Raw genomic sequence first — 21316 nt, forward strand, 5'->3', positions numbered from 1 at the left:
ACAGCGTACAGGCTGCGCTCAGCGCTCGCAGTCCTGCGACAGGCGTGCGTCGATGCCGCGCTGTTCGGTGCTGATGGTGGTGCGTTCGCTTTGCAGCGCACTGTTGTAGCGGCGGTCCAGTTCCCAGCGGCGGTCACGCAGGCGCGCGCACACTTCCTGCTGCGGCAGGGCGTGGCAGGTGTCGCGCACCAGCACGCTGCCGGCCGGTATCTCCACGCCGACACCGACCGTGGGCGGGCGATACCCGGCGCCTGCGCCGATGGGCCGACCCACCGGCCCACCGATGGCCGGGCGCGGGCCGGGATGGCCGCCGCCCGGGTACCCGTGCGGCAACCAGATGCTGGTCCACAACGGGATCCAGCGCGGATTGCCCTCGTTGCTGTCGCTGGTGTAGCGCCGGCCGTCGTCGCTCACGCATTCGTACATCGGCTGCGGTGGCTGGACGTAGACGTGGCGCACTTCGCGCCCGCCAATGTCCGGCGTTGCGCTGGGCGGTGGCGGCGGGGCGTCGCTGCTGACCACTCTCGGCGGCGGATCGCGCGGGCGCTGCAGGTCGCGCACTTCCTGCCGCCCGTTGCTGCAGGGTTTGTCCTGCAGGGCCACGGCACCATTGCTGGCCACGCAGCGGTACACGCGCACGTCGTCGTCGGCGGCCGGCGCTGCGCTCCACGGCAGCAACAGGCACAGACCCAGGGCGGTGCGTGTCAGGTTCATGGCAGCAGGGTGCGGGATTGTCCGGAACCGTGCAATCGTCGGCTCAGGAGCGCAGCACGTTGCCGCTGAGCGCATCGCGGATCGGCGTCGGCTGGGCCAGGCCGCCGGTCTGGCCATCAAGCACCCCATCAAGCAGGCGCAGCAGGCGTGGATCCAGCTCTTCGCGGCGGCGCGCCGGCGGCTCACCGGCCAGGTTGGCGCTGGTCGACACCAGCGGGCCGCCCCAGGCGTTGCACAGGGCGGCCACCAGCGGATGCGCGCTGATGCGCACGGCGATGCCGCTGTGCTCGCCGGTGACCCAGGGCTGCGCCCGCGGACCGGCCGGCAGGATCCAGGTGTTGGCACCGGGCCAGCTGGCCAGCACGGCACGTTGGCGGGCGTCGGGCAGCGCCTGCAGGCGCACCCAGCCTTCCAGCTGCGGCAGGTCGGCGGCGACCAGGATCATGCCTTTCTCGATGGGGCGCTGTTTCAGCCGCAGCACCATGTGCACCGCCGCTTCGTGCGAGGGATCGCAGCCCAGGCCCCAGACCGCTTCGGTCGGGTAGGCGATCACGCCGCCGGCACGGAGCGTGGCGACAGCGGAGTCCAGGGTGAGTTCTTTCATGGCAGGGACCGGCCCGACGTGGGCCTTCATTATCCCCCTGCGGCGTGCAGATGGGGTGGTGGGTGCGGACCGTTGGTCCGCACACCTTGACCCTCATCAACGCAGGGCGTGGCAGAGCATCCACGCATGGCGTGGATCTACTTTGCGGCTTTTTTCACCGCTTTCTTGGCCGCCTTCTTCACAGCCTTCTTCACCGCCTTCTTGGCTGGCGCCTTCTTGGCGGCGGCCTTCTTCGGTGCGGCTTCCTTCTTCACTGCCGCCTTCTTGGCCGGGGCCTTCTTCGCCGCGGCCTTCTTGGCGCCGAAACCCTTGCGCACCGGCTTGCCGGTTTCTTCCATCAGCTGCTGCACCTCGGCCAGGGTCAGCGATGCCGGCTCGCGATCCTTGGGGATCTTGCCGTTCATCTTGCCGTCGCTGATGTACGGGCCGAAGCGGCCGTTCAGCACCTGGATGTCGCTGCCTTCGAATTCCTTGATGATCCGGTTGCGCGCGATCTCTTCCTTCTCTTCCACCAGGAACACGGCGCGGGCCAGGTCGATGGTGTACGGGTCGTCTTCCTTCTTCAGCGAGGCATAGGTGCTGCCACGCTTGGCGAACGGCCCGAAGCGGCCGATGCCGACGCTGACCGGTTCGCCCTTGTCCTCACCCAGCGCGCGCGGCATCAGGAACAGTTCCAGCGCGTCTTCCAGGGAAATGGTGTGCATCGACTGGCCGGGGCGCAGCGAGGCGAATTTGGGCTTTTCCTCGGCGTCCTCGGCGGTGCTGCCGATGGCCGCGTACGGTCCGAAACGGCCCAGGCGCACGCTCACCGGCTTGCCGGTCTTGGGATCGGTGCCGAGCTCGCGCGCGCCACTGGCCTCGGCGCGGTCGACCGATTCCTTCTTGTCTTCCACCAGCTCCTTGAACGGCTCCCAGAAGCGGGCCATCAGCGGAATCCACTCTTCTTCGCCACGCGAGACGGCGTCGAGCTCGTCTTCAAGCTTGGCGGTGAAGTCGTAGTCCACGTACTGGGTGAAATGGCTGGACAGGAACTTGGACACCGCACGGCCGACGTCGGACGGGCGGAAGCTGCGGCCTTCCATTTCCACGTACTTGCGGAACAGCAGGGTCTGGATGATCGAGGCGTAGGTCGAGGGACGGCCGATGCCGTACTCTTCCAGCGCCTTCACCAGCGCCGCTTCGGTGTAGCGCGGCGGCGGCTGGGTGAAATGCTGTTCGGCCAGGATGCGTTCCAGCGGGATGCGGTCGCCGGGCTTCATCGCCGGCAGCTTGCGGCCTTCGTCCTCGTCCTCGGCGCTCTTGCTGTCCTTGCCTTCCTCGTACACGGCCAGGAAGCCGGGCACTACCACGGTGGTGCCGCTGGCGCGGAACACGTGCTCGCTGCCGGCGGACAGATCGACGCTGACGGTATTGAGCGTGGCCGGAATCATCTGGCAGGCCACCGCACGCTTCCAGATCAGTTCGTACAGGCGGCGCTCGTCGTCGGTCAGGAAGCGAGCGACCTGGGCCGGGGTGCGCAGGGCCGAGGTCGGGCGCACCGCTTCGTGCGCTTCCTGGGCGTTCTTCGACTTGGTCTGGTAGGTGTTGGGCTGGTCGGGCAGCGAAGCGATGCCGTAGTCGCGGGCGATCACGTCGCGGATCTCGGCCAGCGCATCCTGCGACAGGTTCACCGAGTCGGTACGCATGTACGAGATCAGGCCGACCGTGCCTTCGTCACCGATCGCCACGCCTTCGTACAGCTTCTGCGCCACCTGCATGGTCTTGCGGGTGGTGAAGCCGAGCTTGCGCGAGGCTTCCTGCTGCAGGGTGGAGGTGGTGAACGGCGGCGCCGGGCGGCGCTTGCGCTCCTTGCTGGCCACATCGGTGACATGCAGCGAGCCCTGCGCGGCCTGCTGGATGCGCAGGCGGGCGGCCTCGGCAGTGTCGCCGTCGGTGATGGTGAACTGTTCGAACTTCTGCCCGTCCAGCTTGATCAGCTTGGCATTGAAGTGCTGCGACGGGTGCGCGCACTCGGCGCCGATGGACCAGTATTCGCGGGCGATGAAGGCTTCAATCTCCTCCTCGCGCTCGACGATCATGCGCAGCGCCGGGCTCTGCACGCGGCCGGCGGACAGGCCACGCTGCACCTTGCGCCACAGCACCGGCGACAGGTTGAAACCGACCAGGTAGTCCAGCGCGCGGCGCGCCTGCTGGGCATCGACCAGGTCGCTGGCGATGGCGCGCGGCTGGCTGATCGCTTCCTTGATGGCGCGCGGGGTGATCTCGGTGAACACCACGCGCTGCATCGGCTTGTCCTTGACCAGCCCGCGCTCTTTCAGGATCTCGGCGATGTGCCAGCTGATCGCCTCACCCTCGCGGTCCGGGTCGGTTGCCAGCAGGATGTCATCGGCGCCCTTGGCGGCCTTGGCAATCGCATCGACGTGCTTCTCGTTCTTGTCGATGACGTCGTAGTGCATGGCGAACCCGTTGTCCGGGTCGACCGCGCCTTCCTTCGGAATCAGGTCACGCACGTGCCCATACGAGGCCAGGACGGTGTAATCCTTGCCGAGGTATTTGTTGATCGTCTTGGCCTTGGCCGGCGATTCGACGATGAGCAGGTGCTTGGGCATGGCAGCAGGGTCTGTGGGGCGAACCGTGGGGAAGGGGCCGCTAGGGTGGAGCAAACGGCCGCATTAGTGAAGCGGCCACGGGCAAATCCATAAACTGAACGCCCGGTACTGTGCCGGGCGTTCAGGTTTCACCTTGTTAGAGGAATCATGCCCGGCCAGCTCGTGTCAAGCAGCCAGACGTGAGGATGGCCGTTCAGGAGGCCATCTTGGCGAGGAAGCCGACCGCGAACACCAGCAGGGCCAGGCCTGCCAGCGTCAGCAGACCGGTCACCACCAGGATCGCGATGGTGACCGCGCCCAGTTCGCGCCGCTGCAGGTGCGGCTGGTCAGTGAAGGCCCAGCGATCCACCACCAGGGTGTCGCAGATCATGTCGTGCAGGCCCTGCTTGCGCTCGGTGAAGGCGGCCATCAGGAAGCCGATGCCCAGGGTCACACTGCTCAGCATCGCCGCCCAGTAGCGACCAAAGGCGCGGCCCTTGGTCAGGCGCTCGCCGTTGCTGCGCACCACCTTGATGCCAACCGCCATCTTACCCAGCGTGGCGCCGCCCTGCGAGGCATGGAACCAGGTGTAATACGCCATGCCGATGCCGAGGTTGATCAGCGCGCTGGCCAGCTGCGCGACGATTTCGATGGCGGTATCACCGCCGCCGAACGCACCCATGCTGGCGCCCAGCACGACACCGATGATGGCACCGATGATGCCGCCGGGAATGGCCAGCACGAAGTAGTCGATCATGTAGGCGGCCACACGCTTCCAGAAGCCGGCGTAGACCACTTCGCCACCGGCGATCGGTTGGCCATGGCTGCTGTCGCCGGCGGCCGCGGGGGCGCTGTAGGGCGAGCTGCTGAGGGCGCCGGTGCCGGGCAGGGGCGCGGTGCCGTTGTCGATCGCGGCATAGTCGCCGCGCAGGTCGAAGCCGCCACTGGCGGCGGTCGCGCTGGCATCGGCCAGCGTCTGCAGGCCGAGCTCGTCGACCACCTGGCGCAGCGCGGCCCATTGCGCCATGCCCTCGCGCCAGACCAGGGTGTCCAGATTCAACTGGCCGCGCTGGAAGCGCTGGCGGATCTCCTGGACCGGCAGCGGGCCCTGGCGTTGCTGCCCTTCAGCGTAGTACCACTCGGTCATTGCATGTTCCCCGTAGGATCGTCCTTGGAAGCGCGGTCGTGCATGCGGCTCAGCCGCGGCACGACGGCGGCAGATACTTGTTGTCGCTCTCGCCGCTGCATTCCCAGCGGCCGCTGTCGCGGTCGTATTCCAGCCACAGCAGGTCGCCGTCGATCTGCTTGCCCGGCGCGGCCAGTGTGGCTTCGATGCCGCAATGGCCGTTGTTGAAGCGGCCGATGTGCACGGCCGACAGGCCCGCCTGGGTGAAGTCGCCCGGGGCCGGGAAACCGGCGTCGTTGGCGCCGGGGCAACGGCCTTGCTCATCGGCGAAATGCTGCACCTGGTCCTGCAACGGGTGCAGGGCATCGGCCGCGGCAGCGACCTTGGCACGCACGGCGTACTCGTTGTAGGCCGGCAACGCGATCGCCGCCAGAATGGCCATGATCGGCACCAGCACCAGCAGCAACCCACCACCGATGATCGCGGTGAGGGCGCATCCGGAGAGCTTCTTCTTCGGTGGCGGCAACACGCCGGCGGCGGCGGCCGTGGCGGCATAGGGGGTGGAGGGCGGCAGCACCGGTGGCTGCGGCGGCGCGGGTTCCGGCGTGGGGTCAGGCGTCAGCGGCGGTGTTGCCGCGTCCAGTGCCGGCACGATCAGGCCCAGCTCGTCCACGACGCTGCGCAACGGCTGCCATTGCGGCAGGCCGTCGCGCCACACCAGGGTGTCCAGGGTGATCTGGTTGTTGCGGAACAACTCCACCACCTGTTCCGCCGGCAGCGGACCCTGCTGCCGGTTGCCTTCTGCATGGAACCACTCGCTCACGGGGACGCTCCTGAATGCGCTATGCCCCCAAGTGTACGGTCAGTGCAGGGGTTCTGGCTCGTCCATGAACATCTGCGTTTCCATCCAGGCGTAGGCTGCCTCGGAGCCGGGCTGGTTGAACAGCACCATCAGCACGACCCATTTCAGGTCGTCCAGGTCCAGTTCGTCCTGGTCCAGGGCCATCGCCCGGTCCAGCACCAGCTCGCGCTGGTCGGCGTCGAGGATGCCGTGCTGTTCCAGATACAGCAGGAAACCGCGGCATTCCACGTCCAGCTTGTCCAGCTCGGGGCCGTGGTAGACGCGCACAGGGCCATCGACCCGTGCCTGGGCCATGCTCGGCCGCTGCGCGGCCAGGGCGTCGAGCCAGTCGAACGCCTTGTTGATCTCGGTTGGGCTGAAACCGGCCTGGATCAGGCCGTTCTGGAGCGAATCGCGGTCACGGATCAGGTCCGCATCTTCGCTGAAATAGTGTTCAAACAGGTACAGCAGTACGTCCAGGATGCTCTCTTTCATTGCCCCTCGGCCTGCGTCGCGCGACGCTGTGGAGGTGAAGAAACTAGGGAGTTCGACAGTAGCGGCCGTGTACGCACACCACGATTCCCGCCAGTTCCATGGCCAGCAGCATGGAGGACACCTGTGGCGCCGTCAATCCACAGCGCGTGATCAGTGAATCCATACCGCTTGGGTTGTGGTCCAGGGCCTGCCACAAGCACTGGTAGTCAGGGTCGTTCGCCCAGCGCGCCGGCAGGAGCGCCGGCGGTGCCTGTTCAGTGGGGGTGGCCAGCCGCGATTGCAAGTCCGGCAGCTGCTGGCGCAGGGCGGGGGCCAGCAGCTCCAGTACGTCCTCGGGGCGCTCGACCAGCGCTGCACCCTCGCGGATCAGGCGGTGGCAGCCGGCGGCCCGTGGGTTGAGCACCGAGCCGGGCAGGGCGCAGACCTCGCGGCCGGCCTCGGCAGCCAGCCGGGCAGTGATCAGCGCGCCCGAGCGTTGCGCGGCTTCGACCACCACCGTGGCCAGTGCCAGCCCGGCCACCAGCCGGTTGCGTGCCGGGAAATGGCCGGGGCGCGCGGGCGTGCCGGGCAGGTACTCGCTGAGCACCACGCCGTCGGCGGCGATCCGCGCCTGCAGCCGGGCATGGCTGTCCGGATAGGCCCGGTCCGGGCCGGTGCCAATCACCGCCACGGTACAGCCGCTCGCGTCCAGGGTGGCCTGGTGGGCCGCGGCATCGATGCCGGCCGCCAATCCACTGGTCACGGCCAGGCCGGCCTCGACGAAGCACCCGGCAAAGCGGGCCGCCAGCGCGCGGCCGCCCGGCGTGGGCGAGCGGCTGCCAACCAGGGCCACCGACGGGCGCCAGGCCAGGCTGGGGTCGCCGGCCATGAACAGGGCCAGCGGTGGGTTGGGCACCTCCAGCAGCGACGGTGGGAAGGCGGGGTCGGTGCAGGCCAGCAGATGATGGTGGTCGCTCTGCAGCCAGCGCAGCGTGCTTGCCCACGCCTTCGGGTCGGGGCGCTCCAGTGCCGCGCACTGCTCCGGCGTGCAGCCGTGTTCACGCCATCCGGCGACGCCCCGTGCGATGGCCGCCGCGGCGTCCTCGGCCCCCTGCAGCAGTGCCCGCCGTGGCGCCAATGCGCCGCCCGCCATCACCAGGCGCAGCAGCGCCTCATCCATCGGTCTGGTCATTGCCCCACTATCGGCCGGATACAACGAAGGCGCCCTAGGGCGCCTTCGCATGTGACCGTCAGGGTTTGCCGGAGGCCGCCCCTGTAGAGTCGAGCTTGCTCGACTCCCGCTCCAGTCAGTCGAGCAAGCTCGACGCTACATTCATGGCCAGTCGAGCAAGCTCGACGCTACTTCGCGTCCGGGTGCAGTGCGTTGTAGCCCACCCGCACCGGCTTCACGCCCTGCATCACCAGCGCGTAGCTGACGTTGTCGAAGGTGCGGAACACCATCGCGTGCGCGGCATACTCATCCGGCAGCGAGACGCGGCCGGCGCCGGTGCCCAGCGCGTCGTCCATGCGCGAGGAGGTCGGGTACTTCATGCGGTGCGCGACATGACGGCCCGGACGCCACAGCGAGAACACCGTTCCGTTGTCCACGCCCTGCGCGCGGCCGGCCGAGATCGCGATCACATCGCGCGGGCCGCCGGCGGTGAACATGTCGGTCACTGCCAGCACGCGCACATCCACGCCTTCGACCCCGGCTGCCGGTACGTGCGGCACGAACTGCAGGTCGTACGGGCGGGCTTCGACCGGCACCAGGCGGTCGCCGGAACGCACTTCACGGCCGCCGACGTTCTTGTCCAGGACCAGGGTGGACGCTTCGACCTTGCCGCCGGCGATCTGGGTGATGGTGCCGGTAGCGACCTGGGCCAGCTCGTAGCCCAGCACGCCGCGGCGCGCGTTGGGGGCGTTGTAGGCCTTCCACAGGTTGCCGCTGCCGGGGGTGACATCGCCATTGGCGGTCAGGTCCTCGGTCGGCTTGGGCTGGGCGTAGCGCACGGTCGGGCGGACCACGGCCCAGCGCTGGCCGACCTGGGCATCGGCCAGGCGGACATAGACGGTATCGCCGCCGGAGACGCGCAGCCGGTTGTCTTCCAGGCCGACCACGTAGGGCAGCTGCTTGACACTGTCGACCACGCTCAGCTGCTTCAGGAACGGCTCGACCTGGGCCAGCGGAATGGCATCGATCGGGGCCTCCTGGCGCGGGCCGGGCTGCGCGGCCACGGTCACCCGGTCCAGATAGGCCAGGCTCAGCACGTCACCGGGATAGATCAGGTGCGGGTTGGCGATCTGCGGATTGGCCTGCCAGATCTCCGGCCACAGCCAGGGCTTCTGCAGGAAACGCGCGGCGATATCCCACAACGTGTCCCCTTTTCGGACCACATAGGTGTCCGGGTGCCCGCCATTCACTTCCACGGCGGTAGCATAGGCAGCCACGGTCAGCATCGCCGCGGCGACGACCGTACGAAAACGAAGCAACATAGGTGTGAAGCCCTGATTCCCCAACAGGTTCGCGCACTATAGTCCAGAAACCGGGGCGCAAGGCAAGCGTTGGAGCTAGAATCTGCGACGTATGCCGGCGTGCCGGCCCTTATATCCGGAAACAGCCATGGCCCTTCTCCCCATTCTCGAGTTCCCCGATCCGCGCCTGCGTACCAAGGCCGCGTTGATCGACGCCGCCGAAGTCACCACGCCGGCCTTCCAGGAGCTGGTCGACAACATGTTCCAGACCATGTACGACGCCCCCGGCATCGGCCTGGCCGCCACCCAGGTGGACGTGCACAAGCGCTTCATGGTCATCGACGTCAGCGAAGAAAAGAATGAACCGCATGTGTTCATCAACCCGGAAATCATCGCCAAGGACGGGGGCCGGGTGTACCAGGAAGGCTGCCTGTCGGTACCGGGCATCTTCGCCGACGTGACCCGTGCCGACACCATCACCGTGAAGTACCTGGACCGCAACGGCCAGCCGCAGCAGATCGAGGCCGGTGAAGTGCTGGCCACCTGCATCCAGCACGAGATGGACCACCTGGACGGCAAGCTGTTCATTGATTACCTGTCGCCGCTCAAGCGCGAAATGGTCCGCAAGAAGCTGGCCAAGCAGCGCAAGCACGTGGCGTGATCGCCCATCCGGGCCACCCGTCGGGTGGCCCGTGCCTGCGCACTGCGCAGGCTGCACGGCGCCGGCCGACGGCGCCGTTTTCTTTCCTGCACGAATCCATCCTGCAAGTGGGGTAGCCATGAGGATTGTCTTTGCCGGTACGCCGGAATTCGCGGTGTCGTCGCTGCGCGCCGCCGCGCGCCACCACGAGGTCGTGGCCGTCTACACCCAGCCGGACCGCCCGGCCGGCCGCGGCCGTGGCCTGGCGCCGTCGCCGGTCAAGCTGGAGGCGGTGGCCCGTGGCATTCCGGTCTACCAGCCCGAGTCGCTGAAGGACCAAGCCGCACAGCAGCAGCTGCGCGATCTGCAGCCGGACCTGATGGTGGTGGTGGCCTATGGCCTGATCCTGCCCAAGGCGGTGCTGGCCATCCCGACCCATGGCTGCTGGAACGTGCACGCTTCGCTGCTGCCGCGCTGGCGCGGCGCCGCGCCGATCCAGCGCGCGATCCAGGCCGGTGACGAAACGACCGGCGTCTGCCTGATGCAGATGGAAGCCGGCCTGGATACCGGCCCGGTGCTGCTGCACCAGGAACTGCCGATTGCCGCGACCGATACCGGCGGCCAGCTGCACGACAGGCTGGCCGAGCTGGGCGCGCAGGTGCTGTCCGACGGGCTGGGCCTGCTGCGGGCCGGCATCAAGCCGATCGCGCGGCCGCAGCCGGAGCAGGGCGTGACCTACGCGCACAAGCTGGACAAGGCCGAAGCGAAGCTGGACTGGGCGCAGGACGCCGGAGCGCTGGCGCGTACCGTGCGCGCATTCAACCCCTGGCCGATCGCCGAGGCCACGCTGGCCGGCGAGCGCGTGCGCATCCATGGTGCCGTGGCGCTGGACCTGGCGCACGGCCAGGCACCGGGCACGGTGCTGGCCGCCGGCCGCGAGGGCATCGACATCGCCTGCGGCCAGGGCGCGCTGCGCCTGCGCGTGCTGCAGCGCGAAGGCGGCAAGGCGATCACCGCCGCCGACTACCTCAACGCCCGCCGCGACCTGCGCGTGGGGGCATAAGCGGTGTCGAAGCAGAACGATTTCTCCATCGCCAAGGCGGCACCGGGCGCAGCCACCCGCATGCTGGCTGCGCGCGTGCTGGCGCAGGTGTTCACCCGCGGCCGTTCGCTGAAGGCCGAACTGGCCTGGGCACTGCCGAAGCTGGCCGACAGCCGTGACCGTGCGCTGCTGGAAGCGCTGTGTTTTGCCGTGCTGCGCCGGCGCAGCACCTACGACGCGGCGTTGCAGTCGTGGATGCAGAAGCCGCTGTCGGCACGTGATGCCGACCTGCGCACGCTGCTGATGGTCGGGTTCGCCCAGCTGGACGTGCTGGAACTGCCGGCCCATGCGGCGCTGTCGGCGACCGTTGACGCCGCGCGCGCGCTGGGCCGCGAGCGCCAGGCCGGCCTGGTCAACGCGATCCTGCGCCGTGCGCAGCGCGAAGGGTTCCCCGAGCAGCCGGCCCGTGACGCGTTCCCCGACTGGCTGGCCGATGCCCTGGAGCGCGATTGGCCGGGCCAGGCCGAGGCGATCTTCGCCGCCAGCCTGCAGCCGGCTCCGCTGTGGCTGCGTGCCAACCGCCAGCACGGTGGCCGCGACAAGGCCCTGGCGGCGCTGGCCGAGGCCGGTATCGCCGCCGAGCCCAGCCCGCTCAGCGCCGATGCGCTGCGCCTGGCGGCGCCCGTCGCAGTGAACCAGCTGCCGGGCTTCGCCGACGGCGCGCTGTCGGTGCAGGACCTGTCGGCGCAATGTGCTGCCGACGCGCTGGCACCGGCGCCCGGTGCCCGTGTGCTGGACGCCTGCGCGGCCCCCGGTGGCAAGTCGGCGCATCTGCTGGAACGGGACCCGACCCTGCAGCTGCTGGCCCTGGATATCGATGCCCGTCGCCTGGCGCGCGCCCGCGATACCTATGTGCGCACCGGCGTCGGCGAAGCTGCGCAGACCCGGGTGGCGGACGCAAGTGATCCCGGTTCCTGGTGGGATGGCAGGCTGTTCGACGCCATCCTGCTGGACGCGCCGTGTTCGGCCACCGGCGTGATCCGCCGTCAACCGGACGTCATGTTCCACCGCCGTGCCGAGGACATCGAGGCCCTGGTTGGTGTGCAGGCACGTCTGCTGGAAGCCTGCTGGTCGATGCTGCGCCCGGGCGGGGTGCTGCTGTACGCCACCTGTTCGATCCTGCGCGCCGAGAACGTCGATCAGGTCAAGGCGTTCCTGAAGTGGCATCCGGATGCGCAGGCGCAACCACTGGGCGACGCATTCGGCCTGGATTGTGACGGTATCGCACGCCAACGACTGCCCGGTGACAACGATGCTGACGGATTCTTCTACGCACGTCTGCTAAAAACGGCCTGACCCCCGCTGCCGTTGCGAGTCCCATGCTGAAAACCCGCGCGTCGCGCGAGACCTGGTTGTTGGCGGTGATGGCCCTGCTGGTGCTGGGGGCCGGGCTTGGCCTTCGCGATCCGTGGCCGTCGGACGAGCCACGCTTCGCGCTGGTGGCCAAGCAGATGATCGACAGCGGGCACTGGCTGTTCCCGCATCGTGGCACCGAGCTGTACTCGGACAAGCCACCGATGCTGATGTGGTGGCAGGCCACGCTGTACAGCCTGATCGGGCACTGGCGCGTGGCCTTCCTGCTGCCGTCGCTGCTGGCGGCGCTGGGCACCCTGTGGTGCGTGGTGGATCTGGGCCGCCGGCTGTGGACGCGGCGGGTGGGGCTGTATGCGGGCTGGGCCCTGCTGTTTGCGCTGCAGTTCACCTTCCAGGCGAAGAAGGCGCAGATCGACGCACTGCTGCTGCTGTTCATCACCCTGGCCAACTACGGCCTGCTGCGCCATCTGCTGCTGGGCCCGGCCTGGCGCTGGTGGTGGCTGGGCTGGTTCTTCGCCGGTATCGGGGTGATCACCAAGGGCGTGGGCCTGCTGGCGCTGCTGATGCTGGTGCCGGCGGCGCTGGCCGCAGCGCTGCACTGGCCGCGGCTGCAGCTGCACGCACGCGACTGGCGCTTCTGGCTGGCGCCGCTGGCCTTCGTGCTGGCCGTGGCGCTGTGGCTGGCGCCGATGCTGCTGGCGGCGTTGGCCACCGGCTCGGACGCCTACCGGGCCTACATCGACGACATCCTGTTCCAGCAGACGGCGCGGCGCTACACCCATTCCTGGGACCACCACCAACCCGGCTGGTATTTCCTGGCGACGATGCCGCTGCTGTGGATTCCGCCGATCCTGGCCTTGCCCTGGGCGCTCCCGGCGTGGCGCCGGCGCCTGCGCCGCCGTGACCCGCGCTACCTGCTGCCGCTGGCTTGGTGGCTGCTGGTGGTGGTGTTCTTCTCCCTGCCCGACGGCAAGCGCGATGTGTACATCCTGCCGGCGCTGCCGATGTTCTGCCTGGCGTTGGCGCCGTTGTTGCCGGGCCTGCTGAAGCGGCGTGACGTGCAGGCCGTGGTGGGCGCGTTCACCGCACTGTTGGCGTTGGGCCTGGCGGTGGCCGGAGCCCTGGCACTGCTGGGTGACCCGGGCTACGAGCTGCGGCTGACGCACAGCCGCGGGCTGGCGCCGGGGGCGGTCGACGCGCTGGCGTGGGCGATTCTGGCCATGGGCCTGTGGGGGGGCTTGAGCCTGCTGGCCAGTGGCCGCCGGCGTCACCTGGCGCTGGTCTCGACCCTGGCCGGGATGTGGACGGTGTACAGCCTGATCGGCTACCCGCTGCTGAACGATTCCAGTTCCGCCCATGGGCTGATGCGGACGGTGGGGGCCCGCATCGGCCCGGACGCGGAACTGGGGCTGGTGGCGTGGAAGGAACAGAACCTGCTGCTGGCCGACCGCCCGGCAGCCACGTTCGGCTTCCAGACCCCCTGGTACGCGCAGCTGGCGGCCGCGACCCGCTGGCAGCGACTGGTGCCCGAACGTCGCTGGCTGCTGGTCAACGAGCACGCCCTGCTGTCCTGCGTCGACCGCAGCCGCGCGGAACTGGCCGGCGTGGCCAACCGCCGCCGCTGGTGGCTGGTGCCTGCCGCAGCGGTCAGCCTGCCGTGCGTGGCCACCCCGGCCGAGCGGGAACGTGAACGGCGCTTGCAGGAACATGACTAGCGCCTACGATTTCTGCTTGTCCAGTCTGCCCAAGCGCGGCCAAAGGCAGTAAAACAGCAGGCGGGGACGGCCTCCGCCGGCCGCTTCCGTTCATTCCGCAGATTGCAGCGATATCTCCCGACGTGCCAGCTTCACCGGACAACCTGAATTCAAAGGGCGGCGATCTGCTGGGCGTTCCCGTCGGTGGGCGCCAGGGCGCTGCGCACGGGCTGGCCCAGCTGGGCCTGTTCTGCCTGCCGGCGCTGGTCCTGACCGTGCCGATCAACCTGCTGCCGTATGGCCTGCTGCTGCTGCTCAGCACCTTGCTGGCGCCGGAGCTGCTGTGGCGCGCGCGTGGCATGGCCGGGCAGCCGGTCAAGGTGCTGACCTGGCTGATGCTGGCCGTGCTTGCGCTGGGACTGGTGTCGGTGCTGCTGTTCGAACAGGGCCTGCGCGACGTCGACAACCGCTCGCGTTTCGTGGTGATCCCATGGATCGCGCTCTGGGTCTGCGCGCTGCGTCCTGACCTGCGCTGGCTCTGGTACGGCGCGCTGACCGGTCTGCTGGCTACGTTCGCCATGTCGCTGTGGCAGGTGCTCGGCGGTGCACCGCGCGCCGAACTGTTCACCAATGCCATCGTGCTGGCCGACATCGTGATGGTGCTGATGGTGCTGCTGGTGTTCTGCCGCCCATCGCGGCGCTGGTCGCTGGTGATCGTGGGCATGGCGGCCGGCTGCGGCACCATCGTCCTGACCGGCAGCCGCGGGGTCTTCGCGGCGTTGCTGGCGCTGCTGGTGGTGTTGGCGCTGAGCCTGCGCTGGCGGACCGGTGCGGCGCGGCTGTCGGTGCTGGCGGGCATGCTGGCCATCGGCGCGACACTGCTGCTGTCGGTGCCGGAACTGCGCCACCAGGTACGCCTGAGCGAACTGCACAGCGATGTGCAGCGCATGGAGCAGGGCGACAGCGATTCGTCGGCCGGCGCGCGCGTGGAGCGCCTGCAGGTGGCCTGGGACACCTTCCGTGACCACCCGCTGGTTGGGGTTGGCATCGGGCATTTCGACAACGCCATGCAGCGGGTACCGGTCTGCCGTGACAACCCGGCCGAGGCGCGTTGCCACCTGGGGCATGCGCACAACGATATCGCCGAATGGGCGGCCACCCAGGGGGTGCCGGGCCTGGCGCTGCTGCTGGCGGTCTACGGCATTCCGCTCTGGTTGTTCGTGCGCCTGCACCGGCGCAGTGGCCGGGCGACGTTCCGTGGTCCAGCTGCCGCCGGCGTGATGCTGGTGATCACCTACGCCCTGTGCGGCTTGACCCAGTCGATGTTCGCGCACCAGATGACGGCCAGTTTCTACGTCACCCTGGTCGGCCTGCTGACCGGCCTGTCGATCGTCGAAGGTGCGCGGCATCGGGCACGCCTCGGCGGTTGACCGCCACGCGACAGCCGACGATCAGGCGCCTGGTGGATCGGCCACGGCCTGGCCGTTGCCCAGCATCCACAGCATGATGGTCTTCTGCCGAACGTAGTTGGCGCGTACATAGGCATAGACCAGGCCATGCCAGCCGTCGCAGAAACCGCCACGGAACAGGAAGCCGCGCCAGAACCGCCAGGCCGGCGCCAGCACCAGTTTGCCCAGGGTGGCGCGCTTGCCGCGTGCGAACTCGTGCTCGGCCATCATCCGCGCGTACTTCTCGGTCTTGGCCAGCTGCTGCTGCAGCGAACGGTACGGGTAGTGGATCAGGTCACCATGCAGGGTGCCGACGCGGCCATCGACGCTGGCCGCCTCGTGGATCTCGCGCTTGCCGCGCCAGCCGCCCTGGCGGCGGTCGAACAGGCGCATCACCCGGTCCGGGTAGGCGTTGCCGTGGCGCAGGAACTTGCCGAAGTACTCGGAAAGGCGCGCGAAGCGGTAGCCGGCGTGGCCTGCGAAGCCGCCGTCGCGGGCCTGTTCGATGGCCGTGCGCAGCTCGGGGCTGATGCGCTCATCGGCGTCCAGGCACAGCACCCAGTCGTGGCTGGCCTGCTCGACGCAGAACGCCTTCTGGCTGCGGAAGCCGTCGAACGGCCGCTGCAGCACACGGGCACCGGCCGCTTCGGCGATGGCCACGGTGGCGTCGGTGGACTGCGAGTCCACCACCACGATCTCATCGCAGAAGGCCAGCGAGGCCAGGCAGTCGCCGATGCGGCCGGCCTCGTTGAACGTGATAATGCACGCCGAGATGCGAGGCCGTTCGATGGGAGCGGTCGTGGAGGACATGATGGCCGGTTACCTGTTGTTTGCGACGGAGCGCTATGCGCTGCCTATTCTCGCCCCGTTGGCGCAGGCCTTGCACGCCTCCGGGCAGGAGTTGGCCGCCTGGTTCGAAGGCGGCGCGGCCGGCAGCAGCCTGCCGGGCGTGCCCAACATCGGCCTGAAACAGGCCCTGGCGATGCGTCCGCGCGCGGTGTTCAGCGCCGCCAACTGGGTGCCGACCTTCCTGTCCGGGGCCAAGGTGCAGCTGTTCCATGGCTTCAACGTGGAGAAGCGTGACAGCGCGCGTGGCCACTTCCGGGTGCGCGGCATGTTCGACCTGTACTGCACGCAGGGCCCGGCCACCACCGCACCATTCCGCCAGATCGCCGATCAGCAGGGCCACTTCGCGGTGGCCGAGACCGGCTGGCCGAAACTGGATCCCCTGTTCCGCGATGATGGCGGCGAGAGCGCCGCGCTGCGCGCGCCTGCGGGCGATCGCCCGGTGATCCTGTTCGGCTCGACCTTCACCGAACGCCTCAGTGCGGCCCCGCACCTGCATGCACAGATCGCCGCCGACATCGCCGCCGGCGAACGCTACTGGCTGCTGACCCTGCATCCGAAGTGCCCGCCACAGCTGTTCGAGCAGTACCGCGCGCTGGCCGGTGCCAATGCGCGCTTCATCGAGCCCGAGCAGGTGATGGCCGCGCAGCGTGCGGCCGACGTGCTGGTGTCGGATACCTCATCGATCGTTTCGGAGTTCATCGTCCAGCACAAGCCGGTGGTGACCTTCCGCAACCGCGTGCCGAAGCCGCACATGATCGACTTCGACGACCCGGCGCAGCTGGCGGCGATGCTGCAGCGCGCGCTGCACCCGGACACCGCGTTGAGGGCGGAGATCGTGCGTTATGCCGATGCCATCCATCCCTACCGTGATGGCCTGTCCAGCGAACGGGTGATCGCGGCCACCGAGGATTTCCTGTCCGGTGAGATGGGCGCGTTGCGCCGCAAGCCGTTCGGCAGCTGGGTGCGCGACCTGCAGATCCGCAGGGACCTGGGGTATTGGGGCCCGTCGCAGCGGTGAACGAGGGGATGTAGAGCCGAGCCATGCGTGGATGCGCGGGAAAGTGATCCGACCCCGAAATCGGTAGTGCCGGCCGCTGGCCGGCAATCGCGCATCATGGTTCGGCAGTAGATCCACGACATGCGTGGATGCGCGGAATGTCCCCGCCTCACCAGCGAAGTTTGCGACGTGCCAGCGCGCTGGCCAGCTGATCCATCACCTGCTGCGCCTGTGCCTGCGACAGGTAGGACAGGGTCAATGCCACATCACCGTGCGCACCGGCGGTGTCCAGCTGCAGGCTGCTGGTGCCCAGCAGTCTGTCCAGCGGCGAGCGTTGCAGGCGCAGGCCCTGCACCTTGTCCAGCTCGGCCCAGCGCCACCAACGGTTCCACCAGCCGCCACGCACCGCCACGTAGTGCGCATCCAGGTACCAGCCGATGCGCGCCATCTGCTGGCGTGCCACCCACAACGCCACTGGCAGCCAGGCCAGCACGATCAGGCCCCAGCCACCCCAGCGCCAGTAGCCGGCCGCCGCCAGCGCTGGGACCAGCACCAGCGCGCCCACGCACAGCCGCCACCGGCCGCGTTGCGGCACCGCCTGCCAGTGCGCGGGCGGCCAGTGCAGGTGCGGCAGCAGCTGCTGCACCAGCTGCTCGCAACGCAGTGCCGGAGCCAGTGGCGCCAGCTCGCGCAGGGCACGATCTTCCTCGCGCGACGGGCCACCGGCGGCGCTGTCGATACGCAGCTGACGCAGCCCGAACCATCGATGCAGGGTGCCCTCACGCAGCGTCCAGGCCTGGATGCGGCGACGCGCCACGCTGCTGCGGGTGCGGCTGAGCAGGCCGGCCGACACGGTCAGGCGGCCGGCCTGCTCGGCGAGGATGAAGCCGTGATAGCGCAACAGGGTCAGCACCACCGACAGCGCGCGCAGCACCAGCCAGCCCAGCAGCAGCGCACCGGCCAGCAGCGCGAAGGCACCGGCCACGCCGGGGTGCAGATGGCTGGCATAGCCGAACGCCTCGCGGCCGCCGCGCTGCAGGGCATCGTCCATCAGCGAACGCGGCACGATCTGGAACAGCACACCGATGGCGGCCACCACCAGAGTCCAGCCGCGGTTGGAGAGCAGCCCCATGCGCACCACCTCCCAGCTCGACAGGCGCAGCAGTACCTGCCCGTCGCCTGCATCAGCGGTGTCGGTGGAGGTGGGGCTATCAGCGGCCTGTGGCGCGTGCCCGCGCTGGCGCACCAGACGCTCCAGCGCCAGCGCCTGGTCCAGCTTCAGGACCCGCATTTCCGCTTCCGGGCGGGTGCCGCCGGCCGATTCCAGGCGCAGTTCGGCCACGCCGAACAGGCGATGCAGCGGGTTCTGCCGCACCTCCACGTTGTGGATGCGGGCGAACGGAATCTCGCGACGATTGCGCGCAAGCAATCCGCTGCGCACGGTGATCGCATCGCTGCCGATACGGTAGCGATAGCTCAGGTACTGCAGCACCGACACCAGCACCAGCACGGCGATGGCGGAGAGTGGAACCAGCTGTGCCCACATCGGATCGCGGTCACCGCGCTGGCCGAACACCAGCAGCGCAACCAGCGGCAGGAAGTAGTGGCGCAGCTGCATCAACAGCACGAACAGCCACGACCACGGGTGCAGGCGATGGTCCTCGCCACCGGCGGGCAGCGATGCGGGCAGGGGCGGCGGCAGGCTCACAGGGCGTCGGCGTCCTGGTCCAGCTGGTGCGCCAGGGTGTCACGCAGGCGTTCGGCGTCGGCTTCGTCCAGGCCGCTGACGGTGACCGCGCTCATGCGCGTGCCGGCGGTGTGCACGATCAGCGTGGCCAGGCCGGCGCGGCGTTCCAGCGGGCCGCGGCGCAGGTCCAGGTGCTGCACGCGCGAAACGGGAATGCGCGTTTCCAGCTGCCACATCAGGTCGCGGCGCAGACCCAGGCCCTGTGCATCCAGCCGCCAGCGGGTGCGGGTGAGGCGCCGATGGCCCAGCCAGGCGCCGAACAGCAGCCCCGCCAGCAGTCCCGCCGGTGCAGCCCAGAGGCCGCCGGGAAGATCGAAGAACCACCAGGCCGCCGCCAGTGGCAGGCCCGGCACGAACAGGCCGCCGAAGGCGCCTTCAAATGCGGCCAGACGCGCCGCGCGCGGGGGCAGCGACTGCCAGGCGGCGGTGGGCGGGGTGGCAGGAACGACGTCGGTCACGCAGGCTCCGTCAGGCGGCAGGGCGGGCGATGGCGGCCGTGGCCGCACCGCGCAGACGGTAGCAGGTCGGCTGCGTTACTGCGCAGCCTGGATCAGCGCATCCACATCCAGCAGGTGGCCGGCACGGTCGGCCTTGGTGCGCAGATAGTGCTCGTTCTCGGTGGTGATCTCGCCGGTGACCGGAATGCAGTCCAGCACCTCGATGCCGGCATTGCGCAGGCGCTGCGCCTTGGTCGGGTTGTTGCTGAGCAGGGCCACGCGGGTAATGCCCAGGCCGTGCAGCATCGCCACCGCGCTGCCATAGCGGCGCTCGTCGGCACCGAAGCCCAACTGCGCATCGGCGTCGATGGTGTCCAGGCCGTCGTGCTGGTAGCCATAGGCGCGCATCTTGGCGGCAATGCCGGTGCCACGGCCTTCCTGGTCCAGGTACAGCAGCACGCCGCCGCCCAGCTCCTTCAGCTTGCGCAGGCCACGCCGCAGCTGGTCGCCGCAGTCGCACTTGAGCGAACCGAACAGGTCGCCGGTCAGGCACGAGGAGTGCACGCGTACCGGCACCACCGCCGACAGGTCCGGCTCGCCGACGATGATTGCCACCTGGTCGCGCTGTGCCACGCCGCCGCGGAACACCGCGAAGGTGGTCATGCCGACATCACGCAGCGGCACCGGCGAACGCGCCACCAGTTCGTAGTCGTGGGCCGCGTGTGCCGCACCCTCGGCCAGGTCGCACAGGGCCACTTCGGCGGCACCGTCGAAGGTGCTGTCGCCGGATTCCAGGCGCACTGCCACCATCGCCGGCAGCAGCAGGCCGAGGCGGGCCAGTTCCACCGCGCCGGCATCGAAGTCGTCACCGGCGCTCCAGTCGGCCGGCATCGGGCCCGGCTCGCGCAGATAACCCAGCGAGGGCAGCGCATCGAAGGCGATGCCGGCCAGCGGCAGGCGCGCACCCTGCGCTGCCTCCACGCCGAGCACGCGGGCGCGGGTGGCGGTCAGGAACAGGTAGTGGCGCTCGCGCGCTGCGTTGGCAAAGGTGGCGAAGCTGCTGGCGGTGGCACTGTCCAGGGCGATGACCGCCAGGCGCTGGCCCTGGCCATCGTGGAGCAGCACCGGGCGGCCGGCGCGCAGTTCGGCCACCGCGCGTTCGCAGCGGATCGCGGCGGGGTCGCCGAACAGGGAAGAAGCAGGCATGGCAGGACCGGGGGAGGCGGACATCGCAGTCTCTATGGGGGCGCCAGCGTCGTATTCAACACGGTGCGGCCGCCGGTCGCAGGGGCCGGGCGGGCCTCGGTGCGGTGGCCGTCAGTGAGGCGGCCGTCAGTGAGGATGTTCCTCGGTGGCGTACGGGTCGTCCTCGCCGCTGCCCGGTGGCCGCAGCGTATAGCGCTTGTAGGTCCACTGGTACTGCGCCGGGTCGCGCCGGGCGATGCGCTCGATGCCGGCATTGAGCGCGGTGGCGGCCACCTGCGGGTCCGGATCGGCCACCGCAGGATCGGTGGGTTCGATGTGCAGGGCAAATTCCATGTCCGGCCCGATGCGCTCGCACCAGCCGTACAGCACGGTGGCACCGGTGCGCTCGGCCAGGCGGTTGACCAGGGTCATGGTCAGCGCCTGCACGCCGAAGAACGGCACGAACACGCCGTCGCCGGCCTTGGGCTGCTGGTCGGGCAGGATGCCGGTGGCACCGCCCTCCTTGAGCACCTTGAACAACTGACGCACGGCCGGGCCTTCGGCGCGCACCTGCTGCACGTTCTGGCCGCCGCGCACCAGCTGCAGGAAGGCATCGCTGGCCTCGTCCTCCGGCGGCTTGTAGACGATGGCGATCTGCCCGCGCGAGGCCAGCCACTGGTTCAACAGCTCCCAGTTGCCGAAGTGCGGGGCGGCCACGATCACGCCCTTGCCGCTGGCCAGCGCCGCGTCGTACAGGGCTTCGCCGTGGCGCTGCTTCAGATGCAGGCGCAGGTTGTCGGCCGGCTTCTGGCTCCACAGGCGCAGGGTCTCGATGGCCTGCAGGGCGGTGGAACGCAGCAGCTCGCGGTGCAGGCGGTCGCGCGCGGCGGCGTCCAGTTCCGGGTAGGCCAGTTCCAGGTTGCGGCGCGTGACGCGGCTCTCACGGGCGTTGAGATTGATCCATGCCCACGCCAGGGCGCGCGCGACCCCCCGCAGCAGCGGCCAGGGCAGGCGGGCGAACAGGGTGGTGGCGCGGTAGACCAGCCGGGCTTTGCGTTGCGGATTCATCGGCGCCAGTTTAGCC

General features: G+C 69.3%; 19 protein-coding genes. 6 read left to right on the top strand and 13 right to left on the bottom strand.

Annotation, left to right across the window (positions count from 1 at the left end; genetic code table 11):
• Window positions 1-18: 18 nt before the first annotated feature.
• From C9412_RS12305 to C9412_RS12340, 8 genes are all read right to left on the bottom strand, one after another.
• Window positions 19-714 carry a DUF4124 domain-containing protein gene (locus C9412_RS12305; RefSeq protein ID WP_107231882.1) on the bottom strand — a complete coding sequence of 232 codons (696 nt, stop codon included), beginning with the start codon at window positions 712-714 and terminating at the stop codon, window positions 19-21.
• Window positions 715-757: 43 nt separating this feature from the next.
• Window positions 758-1348 carry a Sua5/YciO/YrdC/YwlC family protein gene (locus C9412_RS12310; RefSeq protein WP_107231883.1) on the bottom strand — a complete coding sequence of 197 codons (591 nt, stop codon included), beginning with the start codon at window positions 1346-1348 and terminating at the stop codon, window positions 758-760.
• Window positions 1349-1455: 107 nt separating this feature from the next.
• On the bottom strand, window positions 1456-3927 hold the full coding sequence (locus tag C9412_RS12315; protein ID WP_107231884.1) for a DNA topoisomerase I: 2472 nt from the start codon (window positions 3925-3927) through the stop codon (window positions 1456-1458).
• Between the two features lie 193 nt (window positions 3928-4120).
• On the bottom strand, window positions 4121-5053 hold the full coding sequence (locus C9412_RS12320) for an RDD family protein (protein ID WP_107231885.1): 933 nt from the start codon (window positions 5051-5053) through the stop codon (window positions 4121-4123).
• 49 nt (window positions 5054-5102) lie between these two features.
• On the bottom strand, window positions 5103-5855 hold the full coding sequence (locus C9412_RS21005) for a pilin (protein ID WP_107231886.1): 753 nt from the start codon (window positions 5853-5855) through the stop codon (window positions 5103-5105).
• A 39-nt stretch (window positions 5856-5894) separates the two neighbouring features.
• Entirely contained in the window at window positions 5895-6368 is a 474-nt protein-coding gene (locus C9412_RS12330; RefSeq protein ID WP_057497164.1) for a DUF494 family protein, read from the bottom strand.
• 43 nt (window positions 6369-6411) lie between these two features.
• Window positions 6412-7539: a DNA-processing protein DprA gene (gene dprA / locus C9412_RS12335; protein WP_107231887.1), complete on the bottom strand. Its 1128-nt coding sequence runs from the start codon at window positions 7537-7539 to the stop codon at window positions 6412-6414.
• Between the two features lie 167 nt (window positions 7540-7706).
• Complete coding sequence (locus C9412_RS12340; protein WP_107231888.1) at window positions 7707-8840, bottom strand: LysM peptidoglycan-binding domain-containing protein; 1134 nt, start codon at window positions 8838-8840, stop codon at window positions 7707-7709.
• Between the two features lie 127 nt (window positions 8841-8967).
• Between C9412_RS12340 and def the strand changes: the two genes are divergently transcribed.
• From def to C9412_RS12365, 5 genes are all read left to right on the top strand, one after another.
• Complete coding sequence (gene def / locus C9412_RS12345) at window positions 8968-9480, top strand: peptide deformylase (RefSeq protein ID WP_107231889.1); 513 nt, start codon at window positions 8968-8970, stop codon at window positions 9478-9480.
• A 118-nt stretch (window positions 9481-9598) separates the two neighbouring features.
• Window positions 9599-10522: a methionyl-tRNA formyltransferase gene (fmt, locus tag C9412_RS12350; RefSeq protein ID WP_107231890.1), complete on the top strand. Its 924-nt coding sequence runs from the start codon at window positions 9599-9601 to the stop codon at window positions 10520-10522.
• 3 nt (window positions 10523-10525) lie between these two features.
• Window positions 10526-11857 carry a 16S rRNA (cytosine(967)-C(5))-methyltransferase RsmB gene (gene rsmB, locus C9412_RS12355; RefSeq protein WP_107231891.1) on the top strand — a complete coding sequence of 444 codons (1332 nt, stop codon included), beginning with the start codon at window positions 10526-10528 and terminating at the stop codon, window positions 11855-11857.
• A gap of 23 nt (window positions 11858-11880) precedes the next feature.
• On the top strand, window positions 11881-13590 hold the full coding sequence (locus C9412_RS12360; protein WP_107231892.1) for a glycosyltransferase family 39 protein: 1710 nt from the start codon (window positions 11881-11883) through the stop codon (window positions 13588-13590).
• Window positions 13591-13754: 164 nt separating this feature from the next.
• Window positions 13755-14999, top strand: coding sequence for an O-antigen ligase (locus tag C9412_RS12365; protein WP_258190225.1), 1245 nt, complete (start codon window positions 13755-13757; stop codon window positions 14997-14999).
• A gap of 21 nt (window positions 15000-15020) precedes the next feature.
• Here C9412_RS12365 and C9412_RS12370 read toward each other — a convergent pair whose 3' ends face one another.
• Window positions 15021-15827: a glycosyltransferase family 2 protein gene (locus C9412_RS12370; protein WP_107231893.1), complete on the bottom strand. Its 807-nt coding sequence runs from the start codon at window positions 15825-15827 to the stop codon at window positions 15021-15023.
• Here C9412_RS12370 and C9412_RS12375 point away from each other — a divergent pair.
• Window positions 15826-16884, top strand: coding sequence for a CDP-glycerol glycerophosphotransferase family protein (locus tag C9412_RS12375; protein ID WP_107231894.1), 1059 nt, complete (start codon window positions 15826-15828; stop codon window positions 16882-16884). The genes C9412_RS12370 and C9412_RS12375 overlap by 2 nt on opposite strands.
• Before the next feature lie 148 nt (window positions 16885-17032).
• Here the strand turns inward: C9412_RS12375 and C9412_RS12380 are convergent, their stop codons facing one another.
• The 4 genes from C9412_RS12380 to C9412_RS12395 form a co-directional block, all read right to left on the bottom strand.
• Window positions 17033-18571 (bottom strand): PH domain-containing protein, encoded by a 1539-nt coding sequence (locus tag C9412_RS12380; RefSeq protein ID WP_107231895.1) that lies wholly within the window; start codon window positions 18569-18571, stop codon window positions 17033-17035.
• On the bottom strand, window positions 18568-19068 hold the full coding sequence (locus tag C9412_RS12385) for a PH domain-containing protein (protein ID WP_107231896.1): 501 nt from the start codon (window positions 19066-19068) through the stop codon (window positions 18568-18570). The genes C9412_RS12380 and C9412_RS12385 overlap by 4 nt, the downstream gene beginning before the upstream one ends.
• A 75-nt stretch (window positions 19069-19143) precedes the next feature.
• Window positions 19144-20277, bottom strand: a complete 1134-nt coding sequence (gene ribA / locus C9412_RS12390; RefSeq protein ID WP_107231897.1) for a GTP cyclohydrolase II RibA — start codon at window positions 20275-20277, stop codon at window positions 19144-19146.
• Window positions 20278-20379: 102 nt separating this feature from the next.
• The gene (locus tag C9412_RS12395; RefSeq protein WP_107231898.1) at window positions 20380-21300 is read right to left on the bottom strand and encodes a lauroyl acyltransferase; all 921 of its coding nucleotides are present in this window, start codon (window positions 21298-21300) and stop codon (window positions 20380-20382) included.
• Window positions 21301-21316: the final 16 nt, after the last annotated feature.

It is taken from the genome of Stenotrophomonas sp. Nf1 (assembly GCF_003028475.1).
Lineage (GTDB): Bacteria > Pseudomonadota > Gammaproteobacteria > Xanthomonadales > Xanthomonadaceae > Stenotrophomonas.